The 17,012-nt window shown below is 62.1% G+C and carries 18 protein-coding genes and 2 pseudogenes; 16 read left to right on the forward strand and 4 right to left on the reverse strand.

Features of this window, described 5'->3' with window-relative positions; translation table 11 throughout:
• Positions 1 to 14: 14 nt before the first annotated feature.
• Complete coding sequence (locus Q4543_RS21595; protein WP_303441773.1) at positions 15 to 968, reverse strand: LysR family transcriptional regulator; 954 nt, start codon at positions 966 to 968, stop codon at positions 15 to 17.
• Positions 969 to 1,204: 236 nt separating this feature from the next.
• On the opposite strand from Q4543_RS21595, the gene Q4543_RS21600 reads away from it, so the two are divergent.
• Positions 1,205 to 2,416 (forward strand): MFS transporter, encoded by a 1,212-nt coding sequence (locus Q4543_RS21600; RefSeq protein ID WP_303441774.1) that lies wholly within the window; start codon positions 1,205 to 1,207, stop codon positions 2,414 to 2,416.
• 593 nt (positions 2,417 to 3,009) lie between these two features.
• Here Q4543_RS21600 and Q4543_RS21605 read toward each other — a convergent pair.
• Together Q4543_RS21605 and Q4543_RS21610 are read right to left on the reverse strand one after the other, a co-directional pair.
• Complete coding sequence (locus Q4543_RS21605; RefSeq protein WP_303441776.1) at positions 3,010 to 3,810, reverse strand: VPLPA-CTERM sorting domain-containing protein; 801 nt, start codon at positions 3,808 to 3,810, stop codon at positions 3,010 to 3,012.
• 361 nt (positions 3,811 to 4,171) lie between these two features.
• A pseudogene (locus Q4543_RS21610) lies at positions 4,172 to 4,393 on the reverse strand (transposase); the annotation flags it as partial.
• A 113-nt stretch (positions 4,394 to 4,506) separates the two neighbouring features.
• On the opposite strand from Q4543_RS21610, the gene Q4543_RS21615 reads away from it, so the two are divergent.
• The 15 genes from Q4543_RS21615 (at position 4,507) to Q4543_RS21685 (ending at position 15,964) form a co-directional block, all read left to right on the forward strand.
• On the forward strand, positions 4,507 to 4,932 hold the full coding sequence (locus tag Q4543_RS21615; protein ID WP_303441778.1) for a hypothetical protein: 426 nt from the start codon (positions 4,507 to 4,509) through the stop codon (positions 4,930 to 4,932).
• 115 nt (positions 4,933 to 5,047) lie between these two features.
• Positions 5,048 to 5,485, forward strand: a complete 438-nt coding sequence (locus Q4543_RS21620) for an ATP-binding cassette domain-containing protein (RefSeq protein ID WP_368502178.1) — start codon at positions 5,048 to 5,050, stop codon at positions 5,483 to 5,485.
• A gap of 3 nt (positions 5,486 to 5,488) precedes the next feature.
• Positions 5,489 to 5,656, forward strand: a complete 168-nt coding sequence (locus Q4543_RS21625) for a hypothetical protein (RefSeq protein ID WP_303441780.1) — start codon at positions 5,489 to 5,491, stop codon at positions 5,654 to 5,656.
• Between the two features lie 220 nt (positions 5,657 to 5,876).
• Positions 5,877 to 6,854, forward strand: coding sequence for a branched-chain amino acid ABC transporter permease (locus Q4543_RS21630; protein ID WP_303441782.1), 978 nt, complete (start codon positions 5,877 to 5,879; stop codon positions 6,852 to 6,854).
• 70 nt (positions 6,855 to 6,924) lie between these two features.
• Positions 6,925 to 7,191 (forward strand): hypothetical protein, encoded by a 267-nt coding sequence (locus Q4543_RS21635; RefSeq protein ID WP_303441784.1) that lies wholly within the window; start codon positions 6,925 to 6,927, stop codon positions 7,189 to 7,191.
• Positions 7,192 to 7,569, forward strand: coding sequence for a hypothetical protein (locus tag Q4543_RS21640; RefSeq protein WP_303441786.1), 378 nt, complete (start codon positions 7,192 to 7,194; stop codon positions 7,567 to 7,569).
• Between the two features lie 292 nt (positions 7,570 to 7,861).
• Complete coding sequence (locus Q4543_RS21645; RefSeq protein WP_303441788.1) at positions 7,862 to 8,644, forward strand: N-formylglutamate amidohydrolase; 783 nt, start codon at positions 7,862 to 7,864, stop codon at positions 8,642 to 8,644.
• Positions 8,638 to 9,282: a cysteine hydrolase family protein gene (locus Q4543_RS21650; RefSeq protein ID WP_303441790.1), complete on the forward strand. Its 645-nt coding sequence runs from the start codon at positions 8,638 to 8,640 to the stop codon at positions 9,280 to 9,282. Before Q4543_RS21645 ends, Q4543_RS21650 begins: the two co-directional genes overlap by 7 nt.
• Positions 9,279 to 10,583, forward strand: a complete 1,305-nt coding sequence (locus Q4543_RS21655) for a M20 family metallopeptidase (protein ID WP_303441792.1) — start codon at positions 9,279 to 9,281, stop codon at positions 10,581 to 10,583. The genes Q4543_RS21650 and Q4543_RS21655 overlap by 4 nt, the downstream gene beginning before the upstream one ends.
• A 41-nt stretch (positions 10,584 to 10,624) precedes the next feature.
• Positions 10,625 to 11,857 carry an ABC transporter substrate-binding protein gene (locus Q4543_RS21660; RefSeq protein WP_303441793.1) on the forward strand — a complete coding sequence of 411 codons (1,233 nt, stop codon included), beginning with the start codon at positions 10,625 to 10,627 and terminating at the stop codon, positions 11,855 to 11,857.
• A gap of 5 nt (positions 11,858 to 11,862) precedes the next feature.
• Positions 11,863 to 12,597, forward strand: a complete 735-nt coding sequence (locus tag Q4543_RS21665) for an ABC transporter ATP-binding protein (protein WP_303441795.1) — start codon at positions 11,863 to 11,865, stop codon at positions 12,595 to 12,597.
• Positions 12,594 to 13,316: an ABC transporter ATP-binding protein gene (locus Q4543_RS21670; RefSeq protein WP_303441797.1), complete on the forward strand. Its 723-nt coding sequence runs from the start codon at positions 12,594 to 12,596 to the stop codon at positions 13,314 to 13,316. Before Q4543_RS21665 ends, Q4543_RS21670 begins: the two co-directional genes overlap by 4 nt.
• On the forward strand, positions 13,316 to 14,185 hold the full coding sequence (locus Q4543_RS21675) for a branched-chain amino acid ABC transporter permease (protein ID WP_216003258.1): 870 nt from the start codon (positions 13,316 to 13,318) through the stop codon (positions 14,183 to 14,185). The genes Q4543_RS21670 and Q4543_RS21675 overlap by 1 nt, the downstream gene beginning before the upstream one ends.
• Positions 14,182 to 15,138, forward strand: coding sequence for a branched-chain amino acid ABC transporter permease (locus Q4543_RS21680; RefSeq protein WP_303441800.1), 957 nt, complete (start codon positions 14,182 to 14,184; stop codon positions 15,136 to 15,138). Before Q4543_RS21675 ends, Q4543_RS21680 begins: the two co-directional genes overlap by 4 nt.
• Positions 15,139 to 15,148: 10 nt before the next feature.
• A complete protein-coding gene (locus Q4543_RS21685; RefSeq protein WP_303441802.1) occupies positions 15,149 to 15,964 on the forward strand; it encodes an alpha/beta fold hydrolase in 816 nt (271 codons plus the stop codon).
• Between the two features lie 93 nt (positions 15,965 to 16,057).
• On the opposite strand, the pseudogene Q4543_RS21690 reads toward Q4543_RS21685, so the two are convergent.
• Positions 16,058 to 17,012, reverse strand: a pseudogene (locus Q4543_RS21690) (IS256 family transposase); the annotation flags it as partial.

The raw sequence follows: 17,012 nt of genomic DNA on the forward strand, positions 1-17,012 counted from the left end.
TTTGTTTGGCAACATCAAACCAACCAGATGCACCGCCAGCTTTCAAACCGCCCAAACACCAGATTCAGCCATAGCTCAATGGCTTTTCGTTCTTCCTTCACCAACGCCACAAAAGCTTGCGTCGTTGCTTCAATACGACTGCCGAGATAGTGCAGTTGGAGCGGGATAGGGGCTGTTTCTTCGGTTAAAACGCATGAGACACACCCGTCTGTATCCAGATGTCGAATACAGGCTGGGGCAAGCGTGACGCCAAGGCCCGAACCGACTGCCGTCAGCACGGCTTGCATCGAATTGGCTTGGGCGACGATTCTCGGTGAGAACCCAGCGCGGAGGCAGGCGCTGACCACCTGATCGAACAGATCCGGGGCACCTTCGCGTTTGAACAAAACGAAGGAACTGCTCGACAAGGCGCTGAGCGAAACGCGCGGACGTGACACAAGCGCGCTTCCTTCCGGCAGGAAGGCCACGAGACGATCGGAATAGATATCCAGACTTTCGAGATAGTCCGGCGCTGAAGCGGGAAGGGGGCGGGACAAGGCGACGTCCAATTGCCCGGCCTCCAGGGCTTCGATCTGCTCGGCGGCCGTCATTTCGGCAAGCGAGACCTGCACCTGCGGATGGGTTTTTGTGAAGTTTCGAACGAGGCTGGGCAAAAATCCCTGCGCGGCTGAACTGAGAAAGCCGATCCGAAGCTGACCCAATCGGCCTTCGCCAGCGCGTTGTACAAGATGCCGGGCGCGTTCTTCGTGGGCGAATATTTCACTCGCCTCGCGTAGAAGGATTTCTCCGGCGGTGGTGATCCTGACTTCGCGGGTGGAACGCCAGAACAGGCGCACGCCCAGTTCATCCTCCAGATCGGATATCTGCCGACTTATCGCGGGTTGCACCGTGTTCAGCGCGCGCGCGGCGGCGGAGAAGCCCTTGAGGTTGGCCACGGTGACAAAGGTTCTGAGGGTTCTGATCTCCATCGGGTGATATATACGCCATATGTATAACTGAAATCAATTATTAGCATTTCTCTTATGTATCTGCGCCGACTACATCGGCCCTCACATCACAAGGCCACGCCAAACGGCCGCTCAGACATTTCGAAGGCGGCGCATGTCGCAGACGCTCGACCTTCCTTGCCAAACTCCCGACGCCGCAGGCGATGAGCGCGAAACTGTCCTGAAAGCCGTTTGAGCCCGAAGCAGAAAGCAATGCAATGTCCGACACATCCACGCCGACGCCCCTGTCGCGGCCGCTTTTGCTGCTGATGGCGACAGCCATCGCGGCGATGGCGGCAAATCTTTACTATAATCAACCTCTTCTCCCCTCGATTCAGCAAACGCTCGGGCTCGATGACGGGGCGGTCGGGCTTGTCCCCTCGGCCACGCAGCTGGGCTATGCGGCCGCTATCCTGTTCATTTCGCCCTTGGGTGACGTGATGAGTCGCCGAAGCCTCATCGGATATCTGTCGATTCTGCTGACGCTGTCGCTGCTTGCCGTTTTTGTGGCTCCCGGGTTTTTCGTTTTGATAATTGCGTTCTTTGCCGTGGGGCTGGGCGCGAACATCACACAACAACTTTTGCCGATCGGGGCGTCGCTTGCGCCACCTGCGCGCAAGGGCGCCATAATGGGCACTTTGATGACCGGCCTGACCATAGGGATCCTTTTGTCTCGCACGGTCAGCGGGACCATCGCGGAATATTTCGGCTGGCGCGCCGTGTTCCTGGTGGCCGCGGGAATGGCGGCCCTGTTCGGCGTTCTGCTCCGCATGAACCTGCCAGACAACAAGCCCAAGGTCTCGCTCAGCTATCCCGCGCTGATCGTGTCGATGTTCGGACTTTTGCGCAAACACCGCTTGCTACGCGAAAGTGCGTTGACCGGCGCGCTTTGGTTTGCCGCTTTCAACGCACTGTGGGCGACGCTTGCCATCCATGTCACCGGAGAGCCGTTTGACTACAGCGTTCAGCAAGCGGGGCTGTTCGGTCTGGTCGGCATGGCGGGCATCCTCGGTGCGAAGCTGGCCGGTCGGCTTGTCGATACGCATGGCCCTGCGCGGATCATCGCCGTGGCTCTTGGTCTGGTGGTGGCCTCCTTCGCGGTGCTCGCAATCTGGGGTGACAGTATGGCGGGCCTTGTGATCGGCATTATCTTGCTGGATCTTGGCGTCTTCGGTGCTCAGATCCCGAACCAGGTGAGGGTTTTCTCGATCGACCCCAACGCGCAAAGCCGGATGAACGCCGTTTACATGCTGGGCTACTACATTGCCGCAGCACTTGGGTCTGCGGTGGGTGTCAAGGTGATGAGCGTCGCCGGATGGCATGGCATGGCCATGTTCGGTCTGGCTCTGGCCAGTCTTGGACTGGTGCATCATCTGTGGCACCAATTCAGTCTGCCCGGGCGTGCGACGAGCAGCCGCGAACAGTCCTGAAGGTGGGAGTCGGTGCTGTCGATCCGGAGGCCAGCTGGTTCTTGCCTCCGGGTCGATACAGACGCTCCGCCATTGCCGTTCAGTCTTGGGCGGTTCGAGAGCGGTCCTTCGCCAGAGCCATACGCGGCGTTCAACGTGGGTAACCACCAAGACTTTTGCAGACCCCGCTGCCTGCGCTTAGGCACCGTCCTCGCACGACGCAGCATTACTACATCGGGCTCACTGCCGACCTCGAAGGCAGCGCGGCGTTCCCATGTTGATGTGCCGTGGCAACGTCGGGTTGCCGTTGTGGGAGGACGTGGCCTGAAAACACAAGGCGCTTCAGATCACGTGCTTTTGCCACGCCTGCAGATGATGCGGGTGCGTCGTCTCGGCAAACGGTTTCGCAGCATTGCCCTGTTTCGGAGAAAGCCGACGTAATGGAAACTGCTTGGAGCCGATGCGACCTGACCGACAGCGAGAGACGCCGTGGAAGGCCCCTAACTGGCTGCATTCTCAGCGGCTCGTTGCAGCCTCGCCCGTTCTTAACGGAAAAAAAGGAGCGCATGATGCGCTCCATTGTCAAATCGAAGATCAGATTATCTGCGGTTTTCTCAGGACTTGCGAGACCGTCTTGACGCCACGCCCATAGTTGCCATCGCGGCGATCATCAGAAGGCCAGCCGCCGGAAGCGGAACCGGCGCGATCGGCGTGGTGACCGTTGCGCTGGCAAGTGAAATGTTGCCGCCATCAATCAGCAAGTTACGCGACGAGTTGTTAGGGTCACGATTGTCGACGATCGTGAAGGAGAAATCCAGAACCGATGTGTTCGAGATGCCGATGATCGCCGCGACAGATGACTGATCGGCGGTGAGTTCACCGTTCAGGCCGTTTTGACCTTTGACGGCGGGCGCGTCGGCGGCAGAAAAGGTCGCGAAACCAGATCCGGACGTGACGTCAAGCGCCGTGGTCTCGGTTACCGTATAGGTCAGCTCACTTGCGGCATCGGCATAGACAGTCACGGTTTCGTACCAAGTGCCTGTCGGATCGTAGCCGTCAATGTCATAGAATGCCAACGTCCAATCGTAATCCACGCCCGGATCGTAAAGGGATTGGAAGCCGTCACCGACGGTCGAATCAAAGAGCGACAGAGTCAGATTGACCGTGCCAGCTTTGGTGTTTACCCGGATGTCGTCATCGACAGACCCGTTTTTCGAGGCATTTCCGGACACAAAGCTGCTGTCACTTGTCAGGGTGGCGTTGATGCCGTCCGCGACATTGTAATAGCTCATCACCCCAGTCGACGCAAAATCCGACTGAATCGAGTCTCCAAAGTTCAGAGTGATGGCGGACGCAATGCACGGGGCAACGCAAAGGGCGGCAGCCAAAATCGTCGCTTTGGTGGGAAACCTCATGGCAATTTTCGACTTTCGCGCCCGAGCGATCTGATAATCCGGGGCACGACACAATTCATTCGAGCGCATTAATCTACCTAAATTTATGTTAATCGACATTCCCTATATGGCTTGCCGCTTGATGACAATATTTTATTTTTCGCTTTCTAATCAAGCGCTTTGAATCCGAGGCGGCTCTTGCATGGGGCAGAACGGTGTTGTTGCGCAACATATGCCAGACGCATGATGGCCCTTTCCCCGTCGGCGTCATGCCACGCGGACGGTTTCACTGGTGCCAAGTGCAGTGAAGCGGATGCGGATCTGGATTTCTGCGGTTTGTCCATTGCCCGGCAGGCGATTGCGAAGCAATCTGCCGATTGAGGGCGGTCACGGTGCCAATCTCTTTACCCCCAGGGATCTGGTAGAGCAATTCCGGCAAAACAGGGCCGTCACCGCTGCTGCTGGGAGTGAATTCCACAGCGCGGGTATCAGGCGTGGCGGCATCCATGGCCAGATACACTTTGCGCCATTGGCGTCGGCCCTGAACACCGTGCTTGCGCGCCTGCCACTCTCCATCGTCGAGAAACTTGATGCCGGTGCTGTCGCTACAGATTGCCGAACTGCGCGCACTCGACCCCGCGCCTGACGCCGTGTTCATCTCGTGGGCGATGCCGGACATCGGCCTCCTGATCCGCCAGATGCGCTCGGCCGGGCTAGATGCCTGGGTCCGCCGATGGCTTCGACGACCCCTCCCTCGACGCCCAGGCCGAGCAAGACCCAGGTTTTCTCGACGAGGATTTCTTCGCGACCCTTGCTCCGTCAGCCCCCGATAGCCGCATCGACGCATTTCAGGCTGAGTGCGGCGAGATGGGCATGGAGGTAAACGGCCTGTTCCCATCGTTGGGCGCCGACACCGTCAGGATCGTCGCCTATGGCGTCGAGGCCGCAGGGTCCACCGATCCGGTCGCAGTGCGCGAGGCCATTCGCAGCGCCGAGAGCATCCCCGTCATGTCCGTTGAAGAGATCAGCTTCAAGGGGACCGGCAGCTACGCCCTGCGCGAAATCCCGGTCGTCGGTTTCGAGGACGGCACCCGCACCCTGCTGCAGCGGGACTTCCCTGAGAACGTACCGGACTGGCAATAAAATCGCGCGGCGCCTCCGGCCAACGGCTTGAGGCGCCGCCGACCAAGGACTGCGAGACATCCTCGAAATCTCTGGCCTGAGGGTCACCCACGGTCTGATCGAAGCCGTTCACGACATTGACATCTCGGTGCCCGAGGACACCTGCGTGGCCTTGCAAAGGCCGAATGGCGCGGGCAAGACCTCGACGCTGCCCGCGACCACCGGCACGGCGAAATGCACCGGAACGATCCGCCTGCCGGTCGAGGGCCGGGTAAAGCGCGGCATCGCCCTGTCGCCGGAGAGGCGGCGGAAGTTCTCGAACCTTATTGTGCGTGAGAACCTCGTGATGGGCGCCGCCGTCCGGTCCGGCAAGGGCGAGATAGCCCGCAAGATCGACCTTTGGTTCGCCCGCTTCCCGATCCTTGGCGAACGCCGGGACCCGCCTGCGGGCATCCTTTCGGGCGGGGAGCAGCAGATGCTCGCCATCGCCCGCGCGCCGATGTCGCTGCCCCGTATCTTGCTGCTCGACGAGCCGTCTCTGGGCCTTGCGCTGCAGATCATCGCGCAGATCTAAGGCATGACCCGAGAGCTGCGGGGGCAGGGGGTCACAATCTTCCTCGTCGAACAGAATGCCACTGCGGCCATCGGCCTGTCGGACTATGTCTATGTTCTGAACAATGGTCTCGTCTCATCGAAGGGCCGGTCCGCAGACTACGGAGACGGCGCGGCGTTGAGGATCTGCTGATGGACTACGCAATTCAGCAGATCCTCAACGCCCTGAGCTTCAGCGCGGGATACGCGCTGAACACACTTGGGCTTGCCATCGTCTTCTCGATCATAGGGTTGGTGAACTTCGCCCGTGGCGAGGTGATCGCTGTCGGCGGCTATTCCATGGTCATCATCGGCACGGGGCTGACCGGCAACCCGTTCATTCTCATGACGGCAGTGCTGATCGCCTGCGTGCGGTGCCGGCGCTGCTGGAACGGCTCGCCTTCCGAACGGTGCGGCGGGCGGATCAGACCACCGGGCTACTCACCGCCTTCGGGGTCAGCATCATCCTGCAGAACCTCTTTTTGCTGCTGGGCTCGCCAAGGCCGATCCCGGCGACGCAGTTCATCTTCCTTGATCGGACGTTCCTGCTCGGCTCGATGCAGGTCTCGTCGCTGCAGATCTATGAAACGGTGGCCACCGCGCTGGCCATCGGCGCCCTCATGCTGTTCCTCAGACGCAGTACGCTGGGGCTGGCAATGCGTGCCGTTGCGCTCGATTTCGAGATGGTGCGCCTATGCGGGCTGCGGGCCAGCCGGGGGATCGGCACAGCCTTCGCTGTGTCGGGGCTGCTCGCGGGGCTGGCGCGCATCTTCATCATGGCGCGGCAGCGTTTCACCGCATATGGGATTCGATCCGGTGCTCACCGCCTTCGTCGCCTGCGTCATCGGCGGGTTCGGCAGCGCGCTCGGGGTGGTGCGGGGCGGCTTCCTGCTGGGCGCAGTCGAGGTCGCGGTGCTTGTCCTCTTGCCGCAAAGCTACGGCGGTCTGGTCTTTGCGCTGGTGGCACTGATCTTGGTCTGGAGGCCCGACGGCATCCTGTCACCCGCGAAGGAGAAGGGAGACAAGCTATGAATTCAAGCCAACGTCGCGGGCTGCTCGGCACTGCGCTGCTGAGCCTTCTGGTACTGCTTATTGTCGGGGCCTACTATCTATGGGGCGAGACATGGCAGACGCGCGTGCTCTACGCCACCTTCGTCAACCTGTTGGTGGTGATCGGGCTTCAGGTTTTCACGGTCAATGCCAACCTCACGAACTTCTCGCATGCCGCCTTCATGGGGATCGCCGCCTACGCCGCCGCCATCTGCGTGACTCCGGCGGCGATGAAGGCCATCGCGTTGCCTGATGCGCCATGGGGGCTCAACGTCTTTGCGCTGGGGCCATGTCGGCCTTGATGGAAATAGCGATCACCAGGGTGCTCGGTCTGTTCACAGGGATCTTCATGGCGCGGCTGACCGGGGTGGGGTGACCATCGTCAGCATCGCCATCCTCGTCATCGTGCATTCGATCTTCCTGCACCGCACCAAGATCTTCAAGGGCAACCAGGCGTTCTTCGGCATTCCCCAAGTGCTCGATTGGCCGCAGATCACAGTATTTGTGATCATCGCGATCTTCGCCGCCCGCGGGTTCCGCGACAGCCGCTTTGGCCTGCAACTCCGGGCCTGCGCCGAAGACGAGATCGGGGCCCGTGAAATGGGGGTCAACGTTTTCCGAACCCGGCTGATTGCATGAATGTTGGGAGCGCTGTTCTTTTCCGTGGCCGGGATCGCTTACGCCTTCTCCCTCGGCACAATCTTGGCGCGACCGTTCTATTTCAACTTCGTCGTCCTTACGGTGGCAATGCTGATCCTCGGGGGCCTGCGCAGTGTCTCCGGCGCTGTGTTCGGCACGCTGCTTATCTCGATCGGGCTAGAAGCCATCCGCTGGCTCGAGACCGGGCCTGAGATCGCGGGCCTGCAACTGCCCCAGGTGCTGGCTCTTTTGGGGCTGATGCCGGACGTCGTGATCGTGGCGGTCATGGCGCTGCTCCCGAGCGGGCTGATTGGCAACTTCGAAATCGAGGAGCTACTACACCGCCGCAAGCGCCGCAGCTCCAGCGGGGCGCCCTGAGTGGAGAAGACGCCACAGGTTTGCTCGGACCTGTATCTGCCCGGTCGCCATGGGATGGCAGTCGGGTTTTCCGGCGTTGCGCGCTCAATATTTAAATCAATGGAAACAGAGCGGTGAGTGCCTGCCTATTTCTTGCGCAAGCTCAGGGGGCAACACCTGAAGGACGGAATGAATCCGATCATATTACAGTGATTTGTTTGACATTGAAAAAGATTCATCAAAAGCATTCCGCCATGACGACGCTTTGCCAAATCTATGCGCCCACTGCGCGACCCGCCCCGGGATGCCGCTCTTGCTGAGCGCGCCCGTTTCCCTGTTGTCGCGCGAAACCGACCCCGAACCGGTCGAAACGGTGGCGCCAACTCCACACCGGCCAGAGCTGCCGGTGCTGTTGGTCTGCGAACACGCGGGCAAGGCGGTTCCAACGGTGCTTGACGGGCTTGGCCTCGAACCCGGAGCGCTCGGACTGCACGTGGCCTGGGACATTGGCGCCGGGGCGGTGACTCGCATCATGGCGCAGGAGCTCGGTTGCCAAGCGGTACTGCAGCGCTACTCGCGGCTGGTGATCGACTGCAATCGCCCCCCCAAGGCGCAAGATGCCATGCCCGAGCGGTCCGATGGGGTGCCGGTGCCCGGAAATGCCGCGCTCGGTGCGGAGCATCGGCAGCGGCGGGTGGACGAAATCTTCACCCCCTACAACGACGCCGTGCTGGCCGCTCGGCGTACGGCTTGCAGGATACTGCTGTCGATCCACAGCTTCACTCCGGAGTTGCGCACGAAGCCCGGCCTGCGCCCGTGGCACATTGGGTTCTTGTGCCGCAAGGACCAGGCAACCTCGCAGGCGCTGTTGGACGCGCTCGCCGTGCAGCGGCCCGATCTCAACTTGGCGTTGAACGAGCCCTATCAGATCGACGACGAGTCCGACTGGTTCGTGCCCGCCCATGGCGAGGCCAGCGGCCTGCCGCACAGCCTCATTGAAATCCGCAACGACCTCATCGACACGCCGGAGGAACAGGCTGAGATGGCGGCCCTGCTCTGCGGCGCGGTCCGCACCGTACTGGAAACCCAATGTTGACTCGCAGCGTTCCCCTCGATCCCGCCGCTTCGGCGCTGATCTACATCGACGTCCAGAACTTTTCGGCCCGGCGCGACGGCGGAGAGTTCAAGGACATGGATCCCAAAGCCTTTGCCGACACCTACGGCGCCTTCTTCGACACCTTCGAGGCCGAAACCTTGCCTAACTTGCAGCGCCTGCGAGATGCGGCGCGCGGGGCGGGGGTGGAGGTGATGTACACAACCATCGAAAGCCTGACCAAGGACGGGCGAGACCGCAGCCTTGACTACAAGATCACCGGTTTCAACGTGCCCAAAGGCTCCTGGGACGGCCGCCCGATCGACGCGCTCGCCCCGGGCGAGGACGAGATTTGGCTTCCGAAGTCGTCCTCTTCGGTCTTCGTGTCGACCAACATCGACTACGTGCTGCGCTGCCTTGGCGTAAAGCAGGTGGTGATCGCTGGGCTGGTAACCGACCAGTGCGTCGAAGGGGCCATCCGTGATGCCTGCGATCTTGGCTATCTGGTGACGCAGGTCACCGATGCCTGCCTGACCTACACGTCCGAACGGCAGGCCGCGTCGATCAATGCGATCAAGGGCTACTGTCGACAGCTCAGCACCGACGCGCTGATCGAGGAACTGCAAGGAGTGACCACATGACGACACTGCAGAAAGTCTGGGACGAGATCGATAGCACTCCCGACCGGGTGGTCAACCTTACGCGCGACATGGTGCGCATTCCTTCGGTGAACCCCAAGTTCGAGACGAAACAAGGCCTCAACAATGAAGCCGACGTTGCCGCGCTATTGCGCGATCGGCTGGATTCCATGGGGCTCGAGACTGAATCCTGGGATGCCCTGCCGGGCCGGCCCAACGTGATCGGCACGCTGCCCGGCAACGAAGAGAAGAGCCTTATCCTCTGCGGTCACATCGACACCGTGCCGGTGGGCAACGGCGACAACTGGACCGTCGATCCCTTCGGCGGCGAGGTGTCGGGAGGCAAGCTCTGGGGGCGCGGGTCGGTCGACATGAAGGCCGGGCTTGCCGCCTGCATCGCGGCGCTCGAAAGCATCCGCGCCGCCGGAATAGACCTTGAGGGGCGAGTCTCCGTGCATGCGGTTGTCGACGAGGAAGCCGGCGGCTTCGGCGCGATGGACGCAGTGGCCAAGGGGCATCTCGCGAAGAACGCCATCGTAGCCGAACCTACCTGGGATAAGGTCATGCCTGCCGAGGGGGGCCTCGAATGGGTTCGGGTAACGCTGATCGGGCGGTCGGGCCACGCGGGTTTCCGCTATAACGACATCTTCCCTCAGCCCGAGGTCGAGGGCCGCCTTCTGCCCGCAATCAATGCCATCGAGATCGCTGCGCGCTTCCTCGCCGCGCTTAAGGAATTTGAGGCGTCACGCTGCCGCAACAACTACCACCCGCTGTGCCCGCCCGGCTTGTCGACCATCAACCCCGGCGTGATCCACGGCGGTGTCGGCATCGGCGAAGACGGCCTGCCGCTGATCCGCACCAACCCCGCGATGACGCCCGACCGGGTGACGCTGGACCTCGACCTGAAGTTCCTGCCCCACGAAAGCTCTATCAAGGTGCGCCGTGAGTTCGAGGACTTCGTCGCCGCCTTTGCGGCGCTGGACCCCTGGACCCGTGCCAACCCGCCCCAGATCGCTTGGGAGCTGGGCGGCCTGCATTTCCCGGCGATGGACACGCCGGTGGATCACCCGCTGGTGCAATCGCTAATCGGCCATCACACCAGCCTTGGCGTGGCCCCCGAGGTCTGCGGTTTCGATGCGGTGACCGACGCGGCGCATTATGCCGGGGCAGGGGTGGATGCCTGCATCTACGGCCCCTCCGGCGACGGCTTCCACGGCGACAACGAATACGTGGACCTCGCCTCGTTGCACAAGTCGACCAAGGTTATCGCCGCGGCGATCCTCGACATCTGCGGTACGCGCTGAGCCCTAATAACAAGAAAGCAACATCCAACTCGGAGACCCCCATGCTGAAGAGAAGACACTTCCTTGCCGCGACCTCGCTGGTTGCGGCAACCATCCTGCCCGGCCTCGCCGCCGCCGAGGTGGTCAAGATCGGCGTTCTCGCCCCGGTGTCCGGCCCCGCCGCCGCCGACGGCCAGGAGATGGTGAACGGCGCGCAGCTAGCAATCGATCAGCTCAATGCCGCAGGCGGTATCGGAGAGTATACGTTCGAGCTCGTGGTTGGCGATGCTGCTGACCAGAGCGCGGCCTCCGTCGCCACCGCCACCGAACGTCTGCTGGGCGACCGAGACATGGGCGCCATCGTGACCGGTTACGCCTCGGGGTCAAACTTCGAGATCGACATGATGGCCGAAATGGAGATGATCTACCTCGTCTCCGCAAACTCCGCGCAGACTGCCGAGATCATTACCAAAGATCCCGATGCCTTCCCGACTGTGTGGTCCTTCAGCCCGTCCTTCGACGCATACAACACCGGCGTTTTGCCGGTGATCGAACAGCTGATGGCAGAGGGCTCGGTGCCCCGCGAAGAGAAAACGCTAGCGCTGATCTCTTCCGACAACCCTTATTCCAAGACCATCGCGGAAGGCCTCGTGGAAAGCTTCGAGGGCGCGGGATGGGAGATCACCGTAAACGACCTCGTTCCCTTCGGCGAAGTTGGCGATTGGCGTGGTTTCCTCGCGCAGGTGCGGAAGAATCCGCCGACCGTGGTGATCAACACCGACTACCTGTCGGGCAATGCCGCAGCCTTCATGTCTCAGTTTATGGAGCAACCCACCGATAGCCTCGTGTTCATCCAGTACGCGCCTTCGGTTCCGGAGTTCCTTGACCTGACGGCAGAGAAATCTTCGGGAGTGCTTTACAACATGCTGGGCGGGACGTTGCCTGCCAGCGCGTCCGAGCGTGCGGCCAAGGTCGTGGGCGACTACGAGGCCGCCTATGACACCACCCCGGGCGTCTACGGTCCGATGCTGTATGAAGAGGTCATGCTGTATGCCGCCGGGCTCGAAGCCGTGGGCGATCCGGCCGACCGCGTTGCCATTGGCGAGTGGATCGGGGCGTCCTCTTCTGACACAGCCGTGGGCAAGCTCGAGTTCGATCCCACCACTCACCTCGCGGTGCAGGGCCCCGAGAACATCCCGCTGCAGTTCTACCAGATTCAGGATGGAACCCGCGTGCTGTTCTCGCCCGACGCCTACGCCGACGGCGCCTTCGTCACTCCGCACTGGATGGACTAAGCACCATGCCGGAACCGATACTCGAACTCAGGGGCGTCACCAAGACCTTCGGCGGGCTGACGGCGGTCAACGATGTGACCTTCACCGTCAATCGCGGCGAGGTCTTCGGCGTCGCCGGGCCCAACGGTTCCGGCAAGAGCACGCTGTTCAATTGCATCACCGGAATCCCCTTCGGCCCGTCCGGAGGAGAGATCCGCTTTGACGGTGTGCGCATCGACGGCATCCCTCCGCACAAGATCTTCCGGGCGGGCCTATCGCGTACCTTTCAGAAAGATGCAGAGTTCCCCGACCTTAGCGCGCGCGAAACCGTCGCTCTGGGGGGGCATTATGGGGCGGGCCTTGGCGGGAAGGTGCTTGAACAGGCCAGCGAAGAGGCGCTCGACCTCGTGGGGTTCGAGCTCTCGCGGCGCGACATGGCCACGGCCGACCTGTCGGTCTACGGCAAGAAACAGCTGATGATCGCGTCGGCGCTGGTATCGAAACCGGCGATCCTGATGCTGGATGAACCAGCTTCAGGCCTGACCCGCCCTGAAATCGCGGCGCTTGACGAGCTACTGATGCGGGTCAACCGCTCGGGTGTCACAATTCTCATTATTGAACACGTTCTCGGCCTGCTGCTGTCGGTGAGCCAGCGGCTGCTGGTCCTCAATCAAGGCAGCGTGCTGACCGAAGGCGCCCCTCAGGAAGTCATCCGCGACGAGCGCGTGATCGAGGCCTATCTGGGGAGTGCCGCCGCATGACGAGGCTTCTCGACATTACCGGCCTGCGCGCAGGCTATGCCACCGTGCCAGTTCTGCACGGGATCGACCTGCATCTGGACGCGGGCGAGGCCATCGGTCTGTTCGGGCCCAACGGCCACGGCAAGACGACATTGCTGCACACCGTGTCGGGGCTATTGAAGCCCACGGCGGGCTGCGTGCGCTTTGACGGGCAAGACATCACCGGCGCGAAACCTTCCGCAATCGTGGCGGCGGGCCTTGTGCAGGCGCAACAGGGCAACACACTCTTTGGCGACATGGGCGTGCAGGAGACGCTGGAGCTTGCCGCCTTCAACACGCGTGCCCGGTCCGGCTGGCAGACTCGGCTCGAAGAGGTGCAAGCGCTGTTCCCGCGCCTTGCGGAACGCAAACGCCAAAGGGCACGAACCCTGTCGGGAGGCGAGCGGCAGATGCTGTCCATCGGCTGCGCCCTCATGTGCAACCCGCGGCTTCTGATCCTTGACGAGCCAACGCTGGGCCTATCGCCGCGCCTCAAGGGTGAGCTGCGCGAGGCGATTGCCGAGATTGCCCGCAAGGGGGTGCCGCTGATCGTGGTCGAACAGGACGTCGAATTCCTTCTGGCGCTCTCGAGCCGACTCTATCTCGTGGAGCAGGGCGAGATCGCACGAATGATCAACCGCGCCGACGCTCCCGACCACAAGGAGATCATGGAAATGTATTTCGGAGAGCAGGCGCACTGATGGATGGCGTACTCATTCCCACGCTGGTGTCGGGCCTTTTGCTGGGTTCGCTCTACGCGCTGATGGCCTCGGGGCTCAGCCTGATCTGGACAACTCTCGGCGTGTTCAACTTCGCCCATGGCGCGCTGATGACATTGAGCGCCTACATCGCCTGGACCGTGTCCGAACAGTTTGGCCTCGGCCTTGTGATGGGGTTTGTCGCCGGCGTCGGCGCTGCCGTCATCGCCGGGGTGCTGATCGAGCTTCTGCTGGTCCGCCCGTTTTACGGCAACCGCAACATGATGCTGATCACCGTAATGACGACGCTGGCGGCCTCGACCATATTGGAACGCGGCATTTCGATGATCTGGGGGCCGCGGTTGAAGCAGCTCCCGCGCACGCTTGACGGACAGGTGAGCCTGCTTGGCGCGCCGGTGTCGGCGCATGAGGCGCTGATCATCGTGTTGGCGCCTGCGGTGCTGATGGCACTGTGGTGGTACACCGGGCGCACCCGCAGCGGCCGCTCGCTAAGGGCCGTGGGGCAAAACCCCGGTTCGGCGGCGCTCATCGGTATTGACGTGCCGCGGACCTTCAGCCTGGCCTTTGGGCTGTCGGCGGCGCTGGCGGGGCTGACCGGCGTTCTGCTGGGCTCGATCCGCTTTGTGACGCCTGGCCTCGGGGCCGATCCGTTGGTCAATGCGATGATCGTCGTGATCTTTGGCGGGCTTGGCAGCCTTGGCGCGACGGCGGGCGCAGCCTATGTCATTGGCCTGCTCGAGGCGCTGCTGGTGCTTTGGCTTGGCCTTTACTGGACCCCCTCGGTGCTGTTCGTGGCGCTGATCCTTGTCCTTGTCTTCCGACCTAACGGACTTTTCGGGAAAGCCACATGACACGCAACAGAAGCCTTTTCGCGCTGGCTGCGCTTTTCATCCTGGCGCTTGTCCCGGCGATCGTCACCGACAGTTACACGCGCCACATCTTCATTATCGCGTTTATCTACGGCACCGTGGCAGTGAACTGGGACCTGAGCCTTGGTCTGGCGGGGCTGTTCAACTTCGGCCACCTCGCGTTCTTTGGTATCGGCGTCTACACGGCGGCGATCCTCACCACGTCGCTGGACCTGTCGCCCTGGCTCGCCATTCCGCTTGGCGGGATCACGGCGGCGCTGGCGGCGCTGTTGATCGCGCTGCCAGTCGCAAGGTTGCAAGGCATCTACGTCGTGCTCGTCACTTTCGCTTTCGGGCAGCTCTGCATGCAGGTGGTGCTAAGCCAAGGCGACTTAACCGGAGGGGCGGAGGGACTCGTGCGGCTGCCCTATCTGCGCCTCGGTGACTACTCCTTCATCCGCGATTTCCGCTTCGGCTACTACTACATTGCGCTCGGATTGCTGACCGTTTCGGTCGCGTCGCTGATGTTGCTGGCCCGCTCTCCTTTCGGAAAATCGCTTCGGGCGCTGCGCGACAACCCCGATTATGCCACCGCGCGGGGCATTTCCGTGGCGCGGCAAAGAGTGCTGGTGCTCTGCGCCTCGGCAGTGTTCACCGGCATAGCGGGGGGATTTTACGCTATTTACCTGCGCGTCGCCTCGCCCGAGGTCTTCGGCTTCTCGGTCGCCACGCTGATCTTGTCGATGGTGCTCATTGGCGGGGCGGGGTCGATCCTTGGCCCGGTGTTCGCCGCGCTCGGGCTGACCTTCGCGACCGAAGCCATGGCTGGTATCCGCGGCCTTGAGGAAGCGCGGTTCCTCGTCGTCGCGGTGGCCATGATCCTGGTGCTGCGCATTGCTCCCGCAGGCGCCATCGACATCTTTGCTCGGCTGTTCGCGCCGCGCCCCAAATCCTGAGGAGACCGTCTTGCAGACTCATCGCATTGATACGACCCATGCCACAATCGCCGTGGATGACACCGGCGGCAGTGGCCCGGCGCTTCTGATGATCCATGGGAATTCGTCCTGCAAGGGCGTGTTTCGCAACCAGGTTCAAGGGGCAATCGGGCAGGAGTTTCGCTGCATCGCCATGGATCTTCCCGGGCATGGCGACAGCGCAGACGCGGCCGACCCCGAACGCACCTATTGGATGCCGGGCTACGCCGAAACCGCGCTCGAGGTGATGCAGGCGCTCGGCATCCAGCGCTTTGCCGTGCTGGGCTGGTCGCTTGGCGGTCACATCGGGATCGAAATGCTGGCCCGAAGCGAGGCACTTACCGGGCTCATGATTACCGGCTCTCCTCCCTTCGCCGCAAGCGACGAGTCCCTTAACGCGGGCTTTCGCCCTAGCGAACATATGGGCCTTGCTGGGCAGGAAATGTTCTCGGAGCAGAACGTGGCGGATTACGCGCATTCCACTTGTGGCGCCAACGCTCCGTTCGAGGAGTTTCTTCTCAAGGCAGTGGCCCGCACGGATGGGCGCGCAAGGAAACTGATGTTTTCACGGATCATTGCCCCGGCTGCCGCCGATCAGCAGGCAACGGCTATTCACAGCACTCGCCCGCTGGCCATCGTCAATGGCGAGGATGACGTGTTCATCGACAACGACTTCATCGCGGCGCTGCCGTATGAAACGCTGTGGGAGGACACCGTGCACCGCCTTCCCGGGATCGGCCACGCCCCATTCTGGGAGGTTCCCGATCAGTTTGACCCCTATCTGCAGCGGTTTCTGGCCTCGCTGTAACATTCCCGGCGCAGGCGCGGCTGATGGGAGTTACGGCGCTGCTTGCGCAGCCTCTCACGAGACTGTCCGGAATTCTGTGCCCCGGCGCTTTGATTACGCCATTGGGAACCGATCCTCGAACATTATGGCGAGTTGGCTCTTCACGGCGTGCCATTCGCGGACTGATCGCTTCCACTCCTGAGAGGTAGCATTCAGAGCCAGATAGATCAATTTCGCCGCCGCCTCGTCGCTGGGGAAGTGCCCCCGCGTGCGGACGGCCCGGCGGATCTTCGAGTTCAGCGCCTCTATGGCATTCGTCGTGTAGATCAGTCTGCGGACCTCGGGCGGATAGTCGAGGAACGGGATCACCTCGGCCCAGGCTCGTCGCCAACTCGGGGCGATTGCCGGGTAGCGGGCAGCCAGATCGCTGTCCTCGAACTCCGCCAGCGCGGTTTCGGCGGCTGCCGCGTCGACGGCCGTGTAGACTGCCTTGAGTGCCACAGCCACGGCCTTGCGGTCCTTGTAGCTGGCAAAGCTCATGGAATGGCGCAGCAGATGCACGATGCAGGTCTGAACCTGGGTCTGGGGGAAGGCCGCCTCAATGGCCTGCGGGAAGCCCTTGAGGCCGTCCACGACGGCGATCAGGATGTCCTGCACCCCGCGATTGCGCAGGTCGTTGAGGACCTTGGCCCAGAACTTGGCGCCCTCGTTGGCCTGAAACCATAGCCCCAGCACGTCTCGCGTGCCGTCTGTCACCCGGCAGTGCATTTGCAAAGCAAATGTCACGAGAGGGCGGCAGGATGGCCAGGGCCACGAAGACCGCCTTGTTCGAGACCGCGCCATCGCTGCGGATATTGACCCGGATCGCGTCTATTACCCGGCAGGCGATTTCTGCAAGAAATCTGCCGAGAGGGCAAGAACACGACCGGGTAGCAGGGCTCGAGCGGCCGGTTCTGCCAAGCCGTGACCTCCTCCATCACCGCATCGGTGATCGCCGAGATCAGGCTCGGGGAGGCTTCGATGCCGTAGATTTCCTCGATGTGTCCTTGGATTTCTCGGGTCGTCATTC

The sequence above is a fragment of the Salipiger sp. 1_MG-2023 genome, assembly GCF_030547555.1.
Lineage (GTDB): Bacteria > Pseudomonadota > Alphaproteobacteria > Rhodobacterales > Rhodobacteraceae > Salipiger.

Coding starts and splice junctions, on each gene's coding strand:
- Q4543_RS21595 (WP_303441773.1), bottom strand. CDS start 968: ATGGAGATCAGAACCCTCAGAACCTTTGTCACCGTGGCCAACCTCAAG.
- Q4543_RS21600 (WP_303441774.1), top strand. CDS start 1,205: ATGTCCGACACATCCACGCCGACGCCCCTGTCGCGGCCGCTTTTGCTG.
- Q4543_RS21605 (WP_303441776.1), bottom strand. CDS start 3,810: ATGAGGTTTCCCACCAAAGCGACGATTTTGGCTGCCGCCCTTTGCGTT.
- Q4543_RS21615 (WP_303441778.1), top strand. CDS start 4,507: ATGCCTGGGTCCGCCGATGGCTTCGACGACCCCTCCCTCGACGCCCAG.
- Q4543_RS21625 (WP_303441780.1), top strand. CDS start 5,489: ATGACCCGAGAGCTGCGGGGGCAGGGGGTCACAATCTTCCTCGTCGAA.
- Q4543_RS21640 (WP_303441786.1), top strand. CDS start 7,192: ATGTTGGGAGCGCTGTTCTTTTCCGTGGCCGGGATCGCTTACGCCTTC.
- Q4543_RS21650 (WP_303441790.1), top strand. CDS start 8,638: ATGTTGACTCGCAGCGTTCCCCTCGATCCCGCCGCTTCGGCGCTGATC.
- Q4543_RS21655 (WP_303441792.1), top strand. CDS start 9,279: ATGACGACACTGCAGAAAGTCTGGGACGAGATCGATAGCACTCCCGAC.
- Q4543_RS21660 (WP_303441793.1), top strand. CDS start 10,625: ATGCTGAAGAGAAGACACTTCCTTGCCGCGACCTCGCTGGTTGCGGCA.
- Q4543_RS21665 (WP_303441795.1), top strand. CDS start 11,863: ATGCCGGAACCGATACTCGAACTCAGGGGCGTCACCAAGACCTTCGGC.
- Q4543_RS21670 (WP_303441797.1), top strand. CDS start 12,594: ATGACGAGGCTTCTCGACATTACCGGCCTGCGCGCAGGCTATGCCACC.
- Q4543_RS21675 (WP_216003258.1), top strand. CDS start 13,316: ATGGATGGCGTACTCATTCCCACGCTGGTGTCGGGCCTTTTGCTGGGT.
- Q4543_RS21680 (WP_303441800.1), top strand. CDS start 14,182: ATGACACGCAACAGAAGCCTTTTCGCGCTGGCTGCGCTTTTCATCCTG.